Source organism: Fructobacillus sp. EFB-N1, from assembly GCF_001038455.1.
Lineage (GTDB): Bacteria > Bacillota > Bacilli > Lactobacillales > Lactobacillaceae > Fructobacillus > Fructobacillus cardui.
This window is the reverse complement of record NZ_LDUY01000022.1, coordinates 130690-149415: the sequence shown is the minus strand read 5'-3', so window position 1 is coordinate 149415 and position 18726 is coordinate 130690. Positions and strand designations below refer to the sequence as shown.

The 18726-nt window shown below is 44.4% G+C and carries 14 protein-coding genes; 12 read left to right on the top strand and 2 right to left on the bottom strand.

Going from position 1 to position 18726, the window contains the following annotated elements:
- Positions 1–527 (top strand): IS30 family transposase (locus FEFB_RS06260; protein WP_047975379.1); only part of this gene is annotated, 527 nt, incomplete at its 5' end.
- A 169-nt stretch (positions 528–696) separates the two neighbouring features.
- Here FEFB_RS06260 and FEFB_RS06255 read toward each other — a convergent pair.
- On the bottom strand, positions 697–1215 hold the full coding sequence (locus FEFB_RS06255) for an NUDIX domain-containing protein (protein ID WP_047975378.1): 519 nt from the start codon (positions 1213–1215) through the stop codon (positions 697–699).
- Between the two features lie 170 nt (positions 1216–1385).
- Between FEFB_RS06255 and tgt the strand changes: the two genes are divergently transcribed.
- The 11 genes from tgt (at position 1386) to uvrA (ending at position 17634) form a co-directional block, all read left to right on the top strand.
- Complete coding sequence (gene tgt, locus FEFB_RS06250) at positions 1386–2603, top strand: tRNA guanosine(34) transglycosylase Tgt (protein WP_047975377.1); 1218 nt, start codon at positions 1386–1388, stop codon at positions 2601–2603.
- 47 nt (positions 2604–2650) lie between these two features.
- Positions 2651–2998, top strand: coding sequence for a preprotein translocase subunit YajC (gene yajC / locus FEFB_RS06245; RefSeq protein ID WP_047975376.1), 348 nt, complete (start codon positions 2651–2653; stop codon positions 2996–2998).
- Positions 2999–3140: 142 nt separating this feature from the next.
- Complete coding sequence (locus FEFB_RS06240) at positions 3141–4874, top strand: ABC transporter ATP-binding protein (protein WP_047975375.1); 1734 nt, start codon at positions 3141–3143, stop codon at positions 4872–4874.
- Positions 4867–6639, top strand: coding sequence for an ABC transporter ATP-binding protein (locus FEFB_RS06235; protein ID WP_047975374.1), 1773 nt, complete (start codon positions 4867–4869; stop codon positions 6637–6639). The genes FEFB_RS06240 and FEFB_RS06235 overlap by 8 nt, the downstream gene beginning before the upstream one ends.
- A 119-nt stretch (positions 6640–6758) precedes the next feature.
- Positions 6759–7988 (top strand): glycosyltransferase family 4 protein, encoded by a 1230-nt coding sequence (locus FEFB_RS06230; RefSeq protein ID WP_047975373.1) that lies wholly within the window; start codon positions 6759–6761, stop codon positions 7986–7988.
- Position 7989: 1 nt separating this feature from the next.
- Positions 7990–9069 (top strand): glycosyltransferase family 4 protein, encoded by a 1080-nt coding sequence (locus FEFB_RS06225; protein ID WP_047975372.1) that lies wholly within the window; start codon positions 7990–7992, stop codon positions 9067–9069.
- Between the two features lie 10 nt (positions 9070–9079).
- A complete protein-coding gene (locus FEFB_RS06220; protein ID WP_047975371.1) occupies positions 9080–10135 on the top strand; it encodes a lysylphosphatidylglycerol synthase transmembrane domain-containing protein in 1056 nt (351 codons plus the stop codon).
- A gap of 6 nt (positions 10136–10141) precedes the next feature.
- Positions 10142–10402: a DUF1797 family protein gene (locus FEFB_RS06215; RefSeq protein WP_047975370.1), complete on the top strand. Its 261-nt coding sequence runs from the start codon at positions 10142–10144 to the stop codon at positions 10400–10402.
- Between the two features lie 20 nt (positions 10403–10422).
- Positions 10423–12537 carry an LTA synthase family protein gene (locus tag FEFB_RS06210; RefSeq protein ID WP_047975369.1) on the top strand — a complete coding sequence of 705 codons (2115 nt, stop codon included), beginning with the start codon at positions 10423–10425 and terminating at the stop codon, positions 12535–12537.
- Positions 12538–12649: 112 nt separating this feature from the next.
- A complete protein-coding gene (gene uvrB / locus FEFB_RS06205; RefSeq protein WP_047975368.1) occupies positions 12650–14659 on the top strand; it encodes an excinuclease ABC subunit UvrB in 2010 nt (669 codons plus the stop codon).
- 86 nt (positions 14660–14745) lie between these two features.
- Positions 14746–17634: an excinuclease ABC subunit UvrA gene (gene uvrA, locus FEFB_RS06200; RefSeq protein WP_047975367.1), complete on the top strand. Its 2889-nt coding sequence runs from the start codon at positions 14746–14748 to the stop codon at positions 17632–17634.
- An 87-nt stretch (positions 17635–17721) separates the two neighbouring features.
- On the opposite strand, the gene FEFB_RS06195 is transcribed toward uvrA, so the two are convergent.
- Complete coding sequence (locus tag FEFB_RS06195) at positions 17722–18684, bottom strand: thymidylate synthase (protein ID WP_047975366.1); 963 nt, start codon at positions 18682–18684, stop codon at positions 17722–17724.
- Between the last annotated feature and the right edge of the window lie 42 nt (positions 18685–18726).

The window sequence follows — 18726 nt, the reverse complement described above, 5'->3', positions numbered from 1 at the left end:
CACGTGGAACTTTCAAAGTAGAACAAACCATTGAAAAACGTCCTGAAAAAGTGAATGAACGGAAAGAATTTGGGCACTGGGAAGTTGATACTGTTCTCTCTAGTCGAGGTCAAGATCGAACATGTGTGGTTACCTTTTTAGAGCGCCAAAGTCGTGTCTATTGGGCAATCAAGGTACACAATCGAACTAAGGAGGCCATGGCAACTGCCTTTCAACGTTTCATGAACTCGTTTGGCAGCACTGTAAAAAGTATCACTGTTGATCATGGAAAAGAGTTCTCAGGATATCGTGAGTTAAGAGATACGTACAAGATATCGGTATATTTCTGCCATGCGTACTCCCCATGGGAACGAGCCAGTAATGAACTATTCAACCGTAAATTACGATACTTCTTTCCGAAGAAGTCTAACTTTCGAGATGTTGATGAGCAGCGACTTTATGAGGCAATTGAGTTGATCAACAATCGACCCATGAAGTTACATAACTACCAGACGCCACTAGAAGTTTTTCGGAGTTGTTCGAATTAAACTTGTAATCTGCCAAATCAAAGAATACTTTTAAATATTTGAGAATGATGGTATTAAGGTTGACCCGGGAATCAAGCGCGCCGGGGGATGATTTGCTCAGGTTTTGATTCATTTGCAGTTTAGGGAATGAATAAACAATTTTTGTCGAAAGGGTAAAATAAAAAAGGCCTCAGGCCTTTTTGTTTGAAACAGATTCACGTAACCAAGGTTGGTCGCTTGCCTCATTTTCAGTCAAAACACGTTCGAGTGTTTCCGCCGCAGCGGGAACAAACATTTCTGGTCTTGGGTTAACCGGAATAAAGTTGGCGGCCAAGGTTTCGTCACCATCGACAACCAAATCGGATGCGCTAGCACCAGGAACCAAGCGAACCTCAAAGCCCATTGACAAGGTCTCTTGGGCATCGCCCCAGGAATTTTTATCTGTGACGTGGCTGGCAACGCCTAAAAGGCGAACCACTTCGACATCGAGGTTGGTTTCTTCTTTAAATTCACGGACAACGGCCTGCATTGGTGACTCGCCGTATTCCAAGAAACCACCGGGGAAACCATAACCCTTCTCTGAATCGCCACGCTTTTCTAGCAGGATGGCATCGTGGGTCTCATTCCAAAGAACCCCCCAGGCAGAAGGGAAAATCATGCCTTCGTGACCAACCTTTGCTCGCATCCGAGCGATATAATTTTGTTCCATTCGATAACCAACTTTCTTATTTTAGCTTTAAGTCAATTTCACAATAGTATCATAACACTCAATTATGATGTTTTGCGGGCCGCTTTTTCAGACTATTTTGCTTGTCAGTCGTTTCCAAGATGGACCGTGTTATAATGGGCATAGTGAAAATTTTTTGAAGCAGGTGAAATATGACACAGCAAAAGGGTGCCGTTTGGTACGAACACCTTCATACTGAAAAACATACCGGTGCACGTCGTGGCCGGTTACATACTCCTCATGGAACCTTTGAAACCCCAATGTTTATGCCGGTTGGGACTCAGGGTGCCGTTAAGGGCGTCAACAATCGAACACTGAAGGAAATTGGCTCACAGTTTATCTTGGCCAATACCTACCACTTGTGGGTTCGACCCGGCGATGAGTTAATTGCCGAGGCCGGTGGTTTACACAAGTATATGGACTGGGATCAGGCCATCTTGACGGATTCTGGTGGCTTTCAGGTCTTCTCGTTGTCCGATTCACGAAAATTGAGTGAAGAGGGAGCAACCTTTCGCAACCACGTGAACGGCGACAAGATGTTTTTGTCGCCAGAAGTGGCCATGCGCATTCAGAATAATTTGGGTTCTGATGTCATGATGCAGCTGGATGAAGCCATTCCCTATTTTGAAACCTATGAGTATATCCGCGATTCGATGCAGCGATCATTGCGCTGGGCGGACCGGGCACAACAGTATCACAAGAAGACCGATACTCAGGCTTTGTTTGGAATTGTCCAGGGAGCAGGTTTCCGCGATTTGCGGACTGAATCCGCTAAGGAATTAGTCAAGATGGATTTGCCAGGCTATGCCGTTGGTGGTTTATCTGTTGGTGAATCAAAGAAGGAAATGAACCGGGTTTTGGACTTTACTATGCCAATCTTACCCGAGGACAAGCCCCGATATTTGATGGGCGTGGCCGCTCCTGATTCCTTGATTGACTCTGTGATTCGCGGGGTGGACATGTTTGACTGTGTCTTGCCAACGCGAGTTGGTCGTAAGGGAACACTGATGACCAAGCGTGGTCGGGTGGTGATCAAGAATTCAAAGTACAAGAATGACTTTTCACCCATCGATTCTGATTTGGAATACTATTCAAAGAATCCAATTCGAACAAATCAGTTTGGCAACCTAGCGCAATATGATTTGCCATCTTATAGTCCCTATCAAAACCTTTCCAGGTCTTACTTGCACCATCTCTTTAATGCGAATGAGTTGCTAGGCGCTCAGATTGCCTCTGAGCACAACCTGCGCTACTTGTTGAACTTAATGGAAGAGATGCGGACTGCCATTGAAGAAGACCGACTTTTGGAATTCCGCGAGCAGGTCTTAGAAGATTATGGTTATAACAAAGCCAACGCGCGTTTGTTTTAAAAATTTGTTACAATAGTTTAAACAAAAATAAATTAAAGGAAGTTCTTATGCAAAGTTTCATTTTCCCTCTATTAATTATCGTTGTCATGCTCTGGTGGATGTCACGGACAAGCAAGAAACAGCAACAACGCCAACAAGAAATGCGTAGCAACATGAAGCCAGGTGCTAAGGTTATCACCATTGGTGGCTTGCATGCTGTTGTTGATGCTGTCAACGAAGAAGCAAAGACTGTTGATTTGGACGCCGAAGGCGTTATTTTGACTTTTGAAGCAACTGCTATCCGGACTGTTAAGCCTGAAGAAGAAGCTAAGACTGAAGAAGTAAAGTCTGCTGAAGAAGCAGCGAAGGCTGACGATACCACTGCTGAAGAAGCTAAGGACGAAGCCAAAGATTAAGACATGACTTGTTTTGTTTGACGCAAACAAACAGTCGTCTTAGACCCTCCCAAACAATTCGGGAGGGTCTTTTTACCAGTAAAGAGGGACAAAAATTCCAAGGAATACTGATTTGCCCCAGAAACATGATGAGGAAGAATTGATGCATTTACTATTACATTATGCCAAGCCTTACTGGAAGCAAATCGCCTGCGCTGTTTTAGCAGTCGTGACAATGGCAACGGCAACATTATTGCAGCCGCAGTTTTTAAAGCGGATGTTATCGGCCATCATTGCTGATAATTCGCAGGCTGTCCTCCATAATGGGGTCTGGTTGTTGGCTTTGGCAATTGTTGGCATGGTTGCCGGGGTTTCCGGAACCTTTTTTGCTTCCCGAGTTTCTCAAAGTGTTGCGGCTGATTTACGACGCGCTGAATACGAAAAAATTCAGTCGTTTTCTTTGACGCAGATTCAAAAGTTTTCATCTGCTAACTTGGTGATTCGGTTAACCAATGATATTAACCAGGTTCAACGCTTTGCCATGCAGTTGATGCAAATTATTTTACGCGTGCCAATCCTGTTTGCCGGTGGTTTGGTATTAGCCATCTGGACCATGCCTGGTTTATGGTGGGTCATTGTTTTGATGATTATCTTAATCATGCTGACAACGGGACGCATTTTTGGAAAAATGGGTGGTTTGTTTGGCAAGTTCCAACATATCTTGGACAAGAACAATACCATTACTCAGGAAAGCCTTTCAGCTGTCCGTGTAGTGAAATCCTTTAACCAAGAAAAGCAAGAAGAAGATAACTTTGCAGCCAGTACTAAGGAATTGACGGATTTAAACCAAAAGATTGCTTATATCTTTTCATTAATGACGCCGGTTTATATGCTGATTTCTTATATCGCGATTGCTGCTGCTTTACTTTTGGTTTCGCAAACGATTTTGAAGAACCCCGATGAATTGGCAAAGATTACGCCTTTTATCACCTATTTAAATCAGATTTTGTTCTCATTGTTGATGATGGGGATGGTTTCGAACATGGCCTCCCGTGGTTTGGTTTCTTTGAAGCGAATTGGGGCGGTGATGGCCGAGCCAAGCACCATTAATATTCATGAAAATGCTGAAAATGGAACAGTTAAGCGTTTAAATGGGAACATTAACGTTCGTGACCTTTCTTTTGCCTATCCAAATGATGACAAGCAGGTTTTGCGCGATATTTCCTTTAATCTGCCTGCTGGCCAAACACTTGGAATCGTTGGGTCGACGGGGTCCGGAAAGTCAACTTTGGCACTGTTGTTGGCACGCTTGTATCAGCCAAGTGCGGGTCAGATTGACATCGATGGTCAAGACTTACAAACCATCGACCAGGAAACGCTACACCAAAACCTGTCAATTGTCTTGCAAAAGCCAGTCTTGTTTTCCGGCACGATTGAAGACAACTTAAAGATGGGCCGGCCAGATGCCAGTTTGGCTGATTTAGAAAAAGCGGCCGATCAGGCCCAAGCCAGTGAATTTATCAACCAATATCCTGACCGCTTTGGTCAAGAAGTTTCGGAACGCTCTTCCAACCTTTCCGGTGGGCAAAAGCAGCGGTTATCGCTGGCCAGAGCCCTGGTTAAAAATCCGAGTCTGCTAATCTTGGATGATTCAACTTCCGCCTTGGATGCCCGGTCCGAAAAGTTGGTTCAAGAGGCACTAGCTAAGGACTTTGCAACAACCACCAAGGTGATTATTGCCGAAAAGATTGCCTCAATTATCCATGCCGATCAGATTTTAGTCATGAATCAGGGGCAGATTGTTGGGGTTGGAACCCACCAAGAGCTCCTTGACCAGTCTGAAATCTACCAAGATATTTACCAAAGTCAAAAAGCAAAGGAGGACAACCATGGCTGAAATTAAAACGGCACTTGCCTACTTTGTTAAAAACTTAAAGCAATACTGGCGGGCCTTGTTCATTTCGCTGCTCTTAATTTTAGTGGCAACCTATGCACAAATTAAGGCACCGCTTTATTTGGGGGATGCTATTTCGTCCTTGACTCATTACTTGGTAGCCTCGCTAACGCCTGGGGGTCATGGATCCCTACATGATTTTTATGTGGCCGTCTTTTCCATGATTGCTTTTTATGTGTTGACCGAATTTGCCTTGCTAATTTCTGGTCTTATGACTGCAAAAATTTCGTCCGATTCAGTAGGAGTGATGCGGCGTGGTTTGTTTGGCAAGCTCCAAAAAATGCCAGTGCGCTACTTTGATACCCACCAGGACGGAAAAGTTTTATCACTCTTTACTTCTGATTTAGATAATATTTTTACGGCCATGAATAACGCCGTTTTCCAGATTTTCTCCCAAGCGCTGCTTTTTGCTGGTGTAATTTGGATGATGTTTGCCAAATCAGCAACGATGGCGTGGGTGACATTGGCTGCAACGCCGATTGCCATTATCGGTGCCTTACTGATTGCCAAATATGCTCAGGTTCAAATTAACCACCAACAGGCGGCAACGGCTGACATGAACGGTTATATTAATGAACAGCTAGCAGGACAAACAGTTCTATTAACGGAAGGACGCCAAGCGGATTCGATTGAAAAGTTCGAACCATTTAACAATCAGCTTCGAGTAGCGAGCCAAAAGGGCCAGTTCTATTCCGGCCTGTTAAATCCCTTGATGCAGGGGTTCTCCTTGCTCAACTTAGCAATTGTAATTTTCTTTGGTTCTTGGTTAGTGCTGCATAATGGCATGGATAAGGCCTCTGGGTTGGCCTTAGTTGTTGTCTTTGTTAACTACTCACAACAACTGTTCCAACCAATTACCTCATTGACGACCATCTATAACGCCTTACAACTAGCTGTAACGGGTGCCAACCGGATTACGGAGGTTGAAAAGGAAGACGATGAGGTCAATACAGGGACAAAGATTGCTGGTCCGCTCAAGAACGAGATTGCCTTAAAGCATGTTGATTTTGCCTATAATCCAGACCGACAAATTTTGAAGGACGTTTCCATTACGGTTAAGAAGGGGCAGATGGTTGCTTTGGTGGGACCAACGGGTTCAGGTAAGACGACTGTGATGAACCTGTTAAATCGGTTCTATGACCTGTCGGGTGGTGAAATCACCTATGATGGCACAAAGCTACAAGACTTTGACCTTTATTCCTTGCGTGACCGCGTTGGGATTGTTTTGCAGGAATCAGTTGTCTTTTCCAAGTCAATCATGGATAATATCCGCTATGGTCGGCCGGATGCAAGCTTAGAAGAAGTGCAAGAAGCTGCCAAACAGGCACGCATCCACGACTTTATCATGTCCTTACCAGACCAATACGATACACAAATTTCCCCTGAAAAAGACCTCTTCTCTAGTGGGCAAAAGCAGCTTCTTTCAATTGCTCGAACAATCTTGACGGATCCTGATCTGCTAATCTTAGATGAAGCAACGTCAAACGTCGATACGGTCACTGAAGCAAAGATTCAAGAAGCCATGGATAACGTTATGGCCAACCGCACATCCTTTGTGATTGCTCACCGTCTGAAGACGATTTTATCCGCTGATCAAATTGTCGTTTTGAAGGATGGCCAAGTCATTGAACGTGGTTCTCACGAAGAATTGGTCAAGGAAAATGGCTTCTACGCCGAACTGTATACTAACCAAATGGTCTTTGAATAGGACCTTTAGCGGTCTGAAATCATTATTTCTTTCTGGGGCAGAATTTGGAACGACCCCATCGAGATGGTATACTAAAAGTACTATGCCCAAGGGCAAAGCAACGAGCAATGGAGATTCCTATGAAAATTGGCTTATTTACGGATACTTATTTTCCACAGGTTTCCGGTGTCGCCACCTCAATTCAAACCTTAAAAAATGCTTTGGAGGCCCAGGGTCACCAAGTTTATATTTTTACGACCACAGACCCTAAGGTTGACAAGCATACACCAGAAGAAGGGATTTATCGTTTTTCATCGATGCCCTATTTTGGTTTCAAGGATCGTCGTTTGACTTTTCGTGGTTTGATTCAAGCCGTTGAAATTGCCCGAGACTTAGGTTTAGAAATTGTGCATACGCAAACGGAATTTTCACTGGGCTTAATTGGCAAATATGTGGCCCGACGGTTAAAGATTCCGGTTATTCATACTTACCACACGCAATATGAAGATTACACACATTATGTTGCCAAAGGGATGTTAATCCGGCCCGGTGCGGTTGGCCATATCGTAAAGGCCTACCTGAAGGGAATGGAGGGCGTGATTGCCCCTTCTGAGAGGGTGAAAGAAAGCCTGCTTAGTTATGGTGTGACGATTCCAATTCCAGTGATTCCAACCGGTGTGGCGATTCCAAAGCGAGAAGCTCACCACGATATTCGTCAGCAGTACGGCTTGGCTGAAAATCAGCCGGTGATTCTGTCTTTGGGACGGTTAGCCTTTGAAAAAAATGTGGCTTTAACGATTTCCGCCTTTTCGGAACTTTTGCAAACGATTCCGGATGCGAAGCTCATGATTGCCGGTGATGGCCCAGCCAAAAAATCTCTGGAAGAACAGGTTGAGGACATGTGCTTGCAGGATGCCATTATTTTTACGGGGATGATTAATCATGACCAAGTCGGTGACTACTATCGAATGGCCAACGTTTTCGTTTCCTCATCAGATAGTGAGACACAAGGACTGACCTTTATTGAAGCCTTGGCTGCTGACCGGCCTTTTGTAGCTGTTCGTTCACCTTATTTGGAAGAGGTGGTGACCAACAAGGCGATTGGAACGTTGATTGACGATTACGATGAATTCCTAGCCGCTACTTTATACTATTTGCAACATTCTGATACAGCCGCCAATGACCAAATTCGAGCAGCAGCGGTAAAAAATGTTGATGCGACAACCTTTGCGAACCGAGTCTTAAACTTTTACGACCAGGTTTTGCAAGATTACCACCATGATGACGATGATGACGATTCAGACCAGTTAACGGATGAAGAAGTCGGTTATATCAAACGTCTCTTACGCAACCCCTTTAGGAGAAGCTAACTTGAAGGTTCTGTTATATTTTGAAAACCAAAAATTAATTGCCAAATCAGGCATTGGTCGGGCCATGCGCTTGCAACAAGAGGCATTGGCACCGATTGATGATGTCGAGGTGACGACTGACCCCAAGTGTACGGACTATGATATTTTGCATATCAACACTTATGGCGTGAAATCGATGTATATGGTCAAAAAGGCTCACAAAATGGGGAAAAAAGTGGTTTACCACGCCCATTCAACCTACGAAGACTTTCGTAATTCATTCTTTGCCTCAAATTTGTTTGCTCCCTTGTATAAGAAGTACTTGGTGGCGCTTTATGGCCAAGCCGATGCTTTGATTACGCCAACGCCATATTCAAAATCGCTTTTGGAAAATTACGGTCTCACGCAACCAATTTACCCTGTTTCAAATGGGATTCGTTTGAGTAAATATGCAAATGACCCCCAAAAAATTCAGGCTTACAAGGATTACTTTAATATCCAGCCAGGCCAGAAAGTTGTGATGTCTGTCGGCCTGTTCTTTGAGCGCAAGGGGATTTTCGATTTTGTTGAATTAGCCAAGCGTCACCCAGAAATTACCTTTGTTTGGTTTGGTCATACCAACCCCACCATCTTGCCACGTAAGATTCGCCGGGTTGTCTTTGGTGGTGAGCATCCAAACAACCTGATTTTCCCAGGTTACTTATCGGGGGACGTGATTTTAGGAGCCTTTGCTGGGGCTGATTTATTCTTGTATCCATCCTACGAAGAAACAGAAGGAATCGTCGTCTTAGAAGCCCTGGCCTCTAAGCAACGCCTCTTGGTTCGTGATATTCCGGTTTATGATTCTTGGCTGAAAGACGGTGTTAATAGCTATAAGGCAGAAGACTTAGAAGACTTTGACCGCCAAATGGTTGCCATTTTAGCCGGTGAAAAATCAGATTTGACCCAGGCTGGCTTCCAAGTTGCACAAGAAAGAGATTTAAACCGAGTTGGAGAAATTCTTGCTGAGGTTTATCAAGCGGTTTTAGAGAATCGCGCCTTGTCATTTAACGCTGACCAGGACGGGGCGCTTGTGCCAGCTTGGTCGACGAATCGGTCCTAGGAGATTCTTGATGGACGTTTTAAAATCCAAAAAAAACCAATTATCGGCCTTACTAGTCCTTTTGTTAACAGGTCTAACCATCTATTACTTGACACGGGAACTAAGTGGCCGCGAAAAGCAATTAGAGGCAGCTCTGAAAGTCTTGGACTGGCATTTTCTCGTTCTCGCGCTGTTAACGATGGTTCTTTCGCTTGTTTTAGAAGCCCTGGCTACTCGGTCATTGCTTAGTCCAGTTGATCGAAAAAACACGACTTGGGGCACTTTAATCCGTGTACCATTACTTAATCAATTAGGAATCGGATTAACACCCTTTGCTTCCGGTGGACAACCAGCTCAGTTATATGCGTTAACGAGAGGAAAAATCGAAGGTAGTCGGGCTTTGTCCGTGATTTTAATGAAGTTTTTGGTTTATCAAATTGTGGTCGTTTTGTTCTTTATTGTCGGCTATGTAGCCGCCGATTCTTTCATCTACAAAAATGTTGACCCAACCTTTGCCACCTTCATTCCTTTTGCCATCGCCATCCATGCTGTTGTGATTATTGGCCTGCTCTTGGTGATGTTTTGGCCAAAGCTGTCTTTGAAGGTTGTTGAATGGTCTGGCCGTGCTGCACAAAAGTTTATGAGTGCTAGTCGGGTTAAAAAATTAGTTGACACGGCGGAAGATAAGGTCAATAATTTCCATCAGGAGTCAAAACGTGTTGCCCGCTCAGCTAAGTCGCTCCTTGTGGCAACGCTCTGGACAGCCCTGCAGTTAATTGCCTTTTACCTGGTGCCATATTTTGTTATCCGGGCCTTTGGTTATGGCTCCGTTAACCCCTGGCTAATTTTAACAATGAACATTATGATTGTGATGGTCATTTCGTTGTTTCCAATTCCAGGCGGTGTTGGGGGAGCAGAGTTGTCCTTTCAACTTCTCTTTACGCCTTTCGTTAAGAACCCAGCAACTTTAGTCTTGGTTATCTTAATTTGGCGAATCATTACCTATTACTTCTGTCTCTTTGCTGGTATTTTAGCCTATGTAATTCCGAATAAGGAACAACGGTTGGCAAAGCAACAAAAGGGGTGACAAAGAATGGATGATTTAGCCAGTAAAAGTGTTTTAACAACAATATTAAACCGGCTCTTTGCCATGGAAAAATCAACAGACCAACGTTTTCAAGTTCGACGTTTTGACTCCTATGGCCTAGAAGTTTTAAAGGTAACCCTTGATCAAGAAGACAAGGTTTGGACAATCGAAGAACACCGGCGCAATAAGCAATATAAATTTGATGATGTTGATTTGGTCGCCATCGAGATTTATGACCTCCTTTTCGATATTCAACATACCTTTTAATTTTTGTGAGGAAAACCGATATGTTAGCTCGTCTTAAAAATGCATTCAAGCCAAAAAAACTCTGGCAAAAGATGAAGAATACTCAGGACTTTTGGACTAGTATTAGTGGTTTTTTTGTTTTGAACCTTTTTTTTGTGTGGTTAAAGACCTATATTAATTACCACATCAATTTCTCTTTGGGCGTCCAAGGACCAATTCAAGATTTCTTACTTTTCTTGAACCCAATTCCAACGGCAATTATCTTGCTCGGGATTGCACTCTATTTCCGCGGGAAAGTGGCTTATATTTTAGCCTGGGTGATGAACTTAATTCAGACCATTTGGCTCTTTGCCAATATTCTTTATTACCGTGAATTTTCTGATTTCCTATCCTTTGGGATTATGGGATCGGGCTCATCAACGGGCAATAACCTGGGAAAGTCGATTGCGGCCATTATTCGCCCAACTGATTTCTTAGTCTATGTCGACTTGATTGTGATGGCCGTTGTCTTACTCTTTAAGTTCTGGCCCATTGATAAGCAAGCAATTCAAAAGCGTTATGCGATTTTGACAACCATTTTAGGAATTGTCTTGATGTTGGTTGATTTTGGAGTCGCTTCGGTTGACCGCTCGGGTTTGTTGACGCGCTCATTTGATAACAACTATATTGTTAAGTACTTAGGCTTAAATGAATACGCTGCCTTTAACGCCTGGCAGACCAACAATCAAACGAAATCTCGTAAAGAAGCCAGTGCTGCTGATTTACAAAAGGTTCAAGATTTCTTGAAGCAAAACTCAGTGCCGGCCAATATTTCATATACTGGAACGGAAAAGGGTAAGAACGTCTTTGTTATTCACCTTGAGTCGTTCCAGCAATTTTTGATTGATTACAAGGTTGATGGTCGCGAAGTTACACCAAACTTAAATGCCTTCTACCACGATCAAAATACGCTTTCGTTCGATAACTTCTACAACCAGGTTGGTCAGGGAAAGACATCCGATGCTGAAATGATGCAGGAAAATTCCTTGTACGGACTTTCGACCGGATCAGCGATGACTAAGTACGGTTCAAGTAATACCTTTGAAGCGACACCTGCCATCCTCGGCCAGCAGGGCTATACTTCTGCTGCCTTCCACGGTGACGTGCCAACCTTCTGGAACCGAAACAATACCTATAAGTCCTTTGGTTATAATTATTTCTTCTCAAAGAACTTCTATAAGGATAGCGATAAGCCAAGTTATAACGTTGGCTATGGAATGAAGGATAAGATTTTCTTGAAGGATACTGCTCAGTATATCGAGCAGTTGCCACAGCCATTCTATGCCAAGTTAATTACGGTGACAAACCACTACCCATATGAACTTGACAAGGAAGATACTGATTTCCCAGCTACAAAGACCGGTGATACGACAGTTGATGGTTATGTTCAAACTGCTCATTACCTTGATCAGGCTTTCGGCGAATTGATGGCTTATCTCAAGCAAGCTGGGTTGTACGATAACTCTGTCTTTGTTTTGTACGGTGACCATTATGGTATTTCTGAAAACCACAAGCCTGCCATTGCGAAATTGCTTGGTAAGACTTCCGTGAGTGATTATGACTTAGCCCAATTCCAAAAGGTGCCATTCATGATTCATGCAACTGGTTTGCAGGGGGGCATCAACGATACCTACGGTGGCGAAATTGATATGATGCCAACCTTGATGAACCTTTTGGGGGTTTCTACGGAAGGGATGACCATGTTCGGTCACGATTTGTTGTCAACTCAGAATCCGCAAATTGTTGTTTTCCGTGATGGTGATTGGACGACGCCAACTTATACAAAGTATAAGAACCAATACTTCGATAGTAAGACTGGTCAGAAATTGTCGATTGATAATAATCCAGCGTTAAAGGCAACAGCCCAGCGGGTGCAGTCATACGTTGATGAGTCACTGTCAAATTCGGATAAGGTGATTACAGGTGACTTGCTTCGTTTTGATAAGAATCGTTGGAATTTCCACCAAATTGATAAAAAATCGTATGACTATACGAAGGCCAATACGTTGAAAGCGTTGAAGGCGAGTCAGTCGTCGAGCCCAACTTCGATTTTGGCCTTACGTAACGGCCAATCAACCGTATCGGATTACAAAACTGATGCACCGGAGCTGAAATAAAAAGCAAAACAAGAAAACGAACACGTTCAAGTAATAGAACATGTGTTCGTTTTTTGTTATATTTGTTATAATGTTCCTGAGTGATTTTTTTACCAGGCGAGGAGGATATATCTTGATTACACCGCAAAAAGATCAAAGCTTTGAAGTTGTTTCAAAGTACCAACCGACTGGTGATCAGCCGAAAGCGATTGATAAACTTGTGAAGGGTTTAAAAGATGGCGTCAAAGAGCAGATTTTGCTCGGGGCAACCGGAACAGGGAAAACATTCACAATTTCCAATGTGATTGCCCAAAACAATAAGCCAACCTTGGTTTTGTCACATAACAAGACCTTGGCTGGTCAGCTTTATTCAGAATTAAAGGAATTCTTTCCACATAATGCGGTCGAATACTTTGTTTCCTACTATGATTACTACCAGCCAGAGGCCTATGTGCCTTCTTCGGATACCTTTATTGAAAAGGATTCCGCGATTAATGATGAAATTGACCAGTTGCGGAATTCGGCAACGGCTTCGCTTTTTGAACGCAATGATACGATTGTCGTTGCCTCAGTCTCATCAATCTTTGGTTTGGGTGATCCGCACCAATACCAAAACCATGTGATTTCTTTGCGGGTTGGTAACGAATATGGTCGTAATCAATTGATGCGCGATCTGATTGACATCCAATTTACCCGTAACGATATTGATTTTCAGCGTGGTACTTTCCGGGTGCGAGGCGATGTGATTGAAATTTTCCCGGCTTCCCAGGATGAATTGGCCATGCGGGTTGAATTTTTCGGTGATGAAATTGACCGCATTCGACAAATTTCAGCTTTGACGGGGCAGGTCGTTTCAGAACGAGACCATGTCGCCATTTTCCCAGCGAAGCACTTTATGACCGATGATGAGCGGATGAAGGAAGCCTTAGTTGGTATTCGCCAAGAAATGGAAGACCAGGTCAAGGAATTTGAAAAAGAGGGCAAGCTTCTTGAAGCTCAACGAATCAAGCAGCGAACCGAATATGACCTGGCTATGTTGAATGAAATGGGCTTTACATCTGGAATCGAAAATTATTCACGCTGGATGGACGGTCGCAAAGAGGGCGAACCACCATTTACCCTCTTAGATTTCTTCCCCGATGATTTTTTAATTGTTGTGGATGAAAGTCACGTGACGATGCCACAAGTTCGTGGGATGTACAATGGTGACCGCGCCCGGAAGCAGACGTTGGTTGATTATGGTTTCCGTTTGCCCTCAGCATTGGATAACCGCCCTTTGCAACTGCCAGAGTTTGAGAAGCACGTCAACCAAATTATTTATATGTCGGCGACACCAGGGGATTATGAGCTTTCTCGGGTACCAAAACGTGATATTGTTGAGCAAATCATTCGACCAACCGGCCTGTTGGATCCGGAAATTGAAGTTCGGCCAGTGATGGGACAAATTGATGACTTAGTGGGTGAAATTAACTTGCGGATTGAACGAAATGAGCGTGTCTTTATCACCACCTTGACGAAGCGAATGTCAGAGGATTTAACGGACTATTTGAAGGATGTTGGCATCAAAGTTGCTTACCTCCATTCCGATATCAAGACACTCGAACGAACGGCGATTATCCGTGATTTACGTTTGGGCAAGTACGATGTGCTGGTCGGCATTAACTTGTTGCGTGAAGGAATTGATGTCCCCGAAACTTCTTTGGTGGCCATTTTGGATGCTGATAAGGAAGGTTTCTTGCGTAATCCACGCTCGTTGATTCAAACAATTGGTCGTGCTGCTCGAAATGCGAACGGCCACGTGATTATGTATGCCGATAAGGTGACAAGGGCCATGCAGGAAGCCATGGATGAAACGGCTCGTCGTCGTGACATTCAGATGGCGTATAACAAGGAACACGGCATCACGCCACAAACAATTAAAAAGGAAATTCGCGACTTAATTAGTGCAAGCAAGGCAGCTGAAGAAGTTGAAGACGTTGACTTAACGCAAGTTGACTTTGCTGATTTACCAAAATCAGACCAGACTGAAATTTTGGAAAACCTCACTAGCCAAATGAAGGCGGCGGCCAAGGGCCTAGACTTTGAGACGGCTGCTAAAATTCGCGATAACATTATGAAATTAAAGAAACGGGCCGGCCGTTAAAGGTTGGCCTCAGGTCACCGATGTGATAAAACAGGGGTGAACTTGCCAAGCGAGTGAGTGCTCGTTTGACCATGAAAGAGGATTTTATGGCGAAAGATAAAATTGAAATTCGCGGGGCTCGTGCCCATAACTTAAAAAATATTGATGTTGATATACCAAAGGAATCCCTCACGGTTGTGACTGGCTTATCCGGATCTGGAAAGTCTTCTCTGGCTTTTGATACCCTCTATGCCGAGGGGCAACGTCGCTACGTGGAATCCCTATCCGCCTATGCTCGCCAATTCTTGGGGCAGATGGATAAGCCCGACGTCGACTCGATTGACGGCCTTTCACCGGCCATTTCCATTGATCAAAAAACAACTTCGAATAATCCTCGATCAACAGTCGGAACGGTAACCGAGATTTCAGATTACTTCCGTTTGTTGTTTGCTCGAGTGGGGAAGCCTGATGATCCAAAGGATGGGACGAAAATTCTGCATTCGATTGATCAGATGGTCGAATATGCTCAAAAAGAGTTACCTGAGGGAACTCGTTTGCAGGTCTTTGCACCGATTATCCAGCACAAGAAGGGTACCCACGAAAAGGCCTTTGCTCAGATGCAAAAGCAGGGTTATTTACGGGCTCGAATCGATGGTGAGATTGTTGAACTTGATACGGTTGACGACCTCACTTTGGAACGTAATCGTTTCCATGATATTGATGTTTTGGTGGATCGGATTGTTTTGCGTGCTGATGCCCGGTCTCGCCTTTTCGATTCGATTGAAGCAGCCACGAACCTAGCTGGCGGTTTAGTGGTCTTAGAGCCGGTTGGCCGTGGTGACGAGAAAGTTCCTGCGCCATTGCGGTTCTCAGACCACTATTTGGGCGACCTGAAAGATTTTAAGGTTGGCCGATTGGAGCCGCGGCTCTTTTCTTTCAACGCACCGATGGGGGCTTGTCCTGTCTGTCAGGGGCTTGGAGCGACTCAAGAGGTCGATTTGGATCTGGTTGTGCCAGATGATACTCTGACGTTGAAACAGGGTGCTTTGGCGCCTTGGAACCCAATTTCTTCTAACTACTATCCAGCACTGCTGGAACAGTTCTGTGAACAATTTGGGATTGATCAAAATGTGCCCTTCATGGATTTGTCGAAGAAGGACCAGGACCTGATTTTGTATGGATCGGGTGAGAAGGAATTCCACTTCCACTTCCAAAATGATTTTGGTGGCGTTCGTGATGCTGACCAGGTTTTTGAAGGGGTGCTGAACAACGTTTCCCGGCGTTATAAGGAAACCAATTCCGACTTTACTCGTGACCAGATGGCTCAATACATGACGCAACTGACTTGTCCAGCATGTCATGGATACCGGTTAAACCCGGCGGCCTTGTCCATCAAGGTTGGTGGCCGCAATATTGGTGATGTCACTAATTTGCCAGTTGATGAGGAATTGGCTTATTTTGCTGATTTGACCTTTGGCCCCCAAGATCAAGAAATTGCCCAGCCAATCTTAAAAGAAATTCAAGATCGACTTGGTTTCTTACAGTCCGTTGGCCTGGATTACTTGACGTTGTCTCGGTCAGCTTCCACATTGTCTGGTGGGGAATCGCAACGAATTCGCTTGGCGACACAAATCGGGTCAAATTTGTCTGGGGTCCTCTATGTTTTGGATGAACCATCGATTGGTTTGCACCAGCGTGATAACGATAAACTGTTAGCATCGATGCAGTCAATGCGCGATTTGGGGAACACGTTGGTTGTCGTTGAACATGACGAAGATACTATGGAGGCTGCCGACTACCTCATTGATGTTGGCCCTGGGGCTGGGTCACTTGGTGGCCAAATTATGGCTGCTGGTACACCGGACGAAGTCATGAAGAATCCCAAATCTTTGACTGGCCAGTACCTCTCAGGGAAACGCTACATTCCGGTCCCAAAATCTCGTCGCAAGGGTAATGGCGAAGAAATTGTTATTCAGGGAGCGAAGGAAAATAACCTGAAAAACATTACGGCGAAGTTCCCATTGGGAAAGTTTGTGGCCGTTACGGGTGTTTCTGGATCGGGTAAGTCGACACTGGTCAATACCATTTTGAAGCGAGTTTTGAAGCAAAAACTCAATAAGAATTCAAATAAGCCTGGTGCCTACCGCTCGGTTGAAGGAATTGAAAACCTAGAGCAAGTGGTCGACATTGACCAATCACCAATTGGTCGAACGCCACGGTCTAATCCGGCAACCTATACGGGTGTCTTCGATGATATTCGCGAGTTGTTTGCCCAAACAAATGAGGCTAAACTTCGTGGCTACTCCAAGGGACGGTTCTCCTTCAATACGAAGGGTGGCCGCTGTGAAAACTGTCGTGGTGATGGGGTCATCAAGATTGAGATGAATTTCTTGCCGGATGTTTACGTGGCCTGTGAGGTCTGTGGCGGTACTCGCTACAACTCCGAAACCTTGGAAGTCACTTACAAGGACAAGACGATTTCTCAGGTCTTGGATATGACCGCCAAGGAAGCTCTTGATTTCTTTGCACCAATTCCAAAGATTGCACGTCGCTTGCAAACCATTAATGACGTTGGTTTGGGCTATGTAAAATTAGGCCAGTCCGCAACCACCCTATCAGGTGGGGAAGCACAGCGAATGAAGTTGGCTTCTGAGTTACATCGCCGGACAAACGGGAAAACGATTTATATCCTCGACGAACCAACAACCGGTTTGCACACTGATGACATTGCTCGCTTGCTAACGGTTTTGAACCGCTTGGTTGATGCCGGCAATACGGTCGTCGTCATCGAACACAACCTGGATGTGATCAAGTCAGCCGACTGGTTGATTGATTTGGGTCCAGAGGGTGGTGCCGGCGGTGGGAAGATTTTGATCACTGGTACACCGGAAAAGGTGGCGAAAAACACCGAATCTTATACGGCTAAGTATTTGAAAAAAATTATGGACCGGGATATTGCCCGTGAAAAGCGCGATGAAAAATCAGGGCAGTCCTAAAGAACAATAAAAACGGTAGTGACCATCTAAAGTTAAATGGTCACTGCCGTTTTATTTTTAATAATATTCGGATGTAAATGATCTTGCTTAAACTGCAACCGCACCTCGGATAGCTGGTTCTGATTCATAATCCAAAATTTTAATATCATCCATGGTGTAATCAAAGATTGATTTGACCTCAGGGTTTAGCCAAAGCTTTGGCAATGGATGCATTGGTCGACTGATTTGTTCTTTGACTTGGTCGATGTGGTTCTTGTAAATGTGTGTGTCACCGATAGTGTGGACGAAGTCACCAACTTCTAGACCGGTTTGGGCAGCAATCATGTGGATTAACAGCGAATAAGAAGCGATGTTGAAGGGCACACCTAAGAAGAAATCACCCGAACGTTGGTAAAGTTGTGCTGAGAGCTTACCCTCGCTGACATAGTACTGCGACAAAACGTGGCAAGATGGTAGTGGTGCTTGTGGAGTCGTTTCGGCATTCCAAGCAGACAAAATCAAACGTCGAGAGTTCGGATTGTTCTTGATTTGGTCGATTAAGTTGCTGATTTGGTCTGTGGTGCCACCATCGGGTAAAACAGATGCCCATGATCGCCAGAGCTTACCGTAAACCTCACCGATATAACCGTACTTTTCCATAAAGTCATCATCGTTTAAGATTTTGTCGACGAAGATGTCCTTTTGTTCCTGGTAGATGGCATTAAATTTGGCATCGGTTTGTGAACGCAAGCCAAAATCAGTCATGTCTGGTCCGCTATATTCATCGGACTCAATCCAGTTTTTAAAAGCCCATTCGTCCCAGATATGGTTGTTGTTTTGCAACAAGAAGCGGATGTTATTATCGCCACGCAAAAACCAGAGTAATTCTGATTTGATCAGCTTGAAGAAAACTTTTTTAGTGGTTAACAGAGGGAAGCCTTCCTGGAGGTCAAAACGCATTTGCGTTCCGAAGATTGAATAGGTTCCGGTCCCGGTCCGATCGTCCTTGTAATGGCCTTCGTTCAAAATTTTAGCGGCCAGATCGAGGTATGTTTGTTCGTTTTGACTCATGAGTAAGTCCCCTTTAATAAAAATTAATCCTTCTCAGTATAG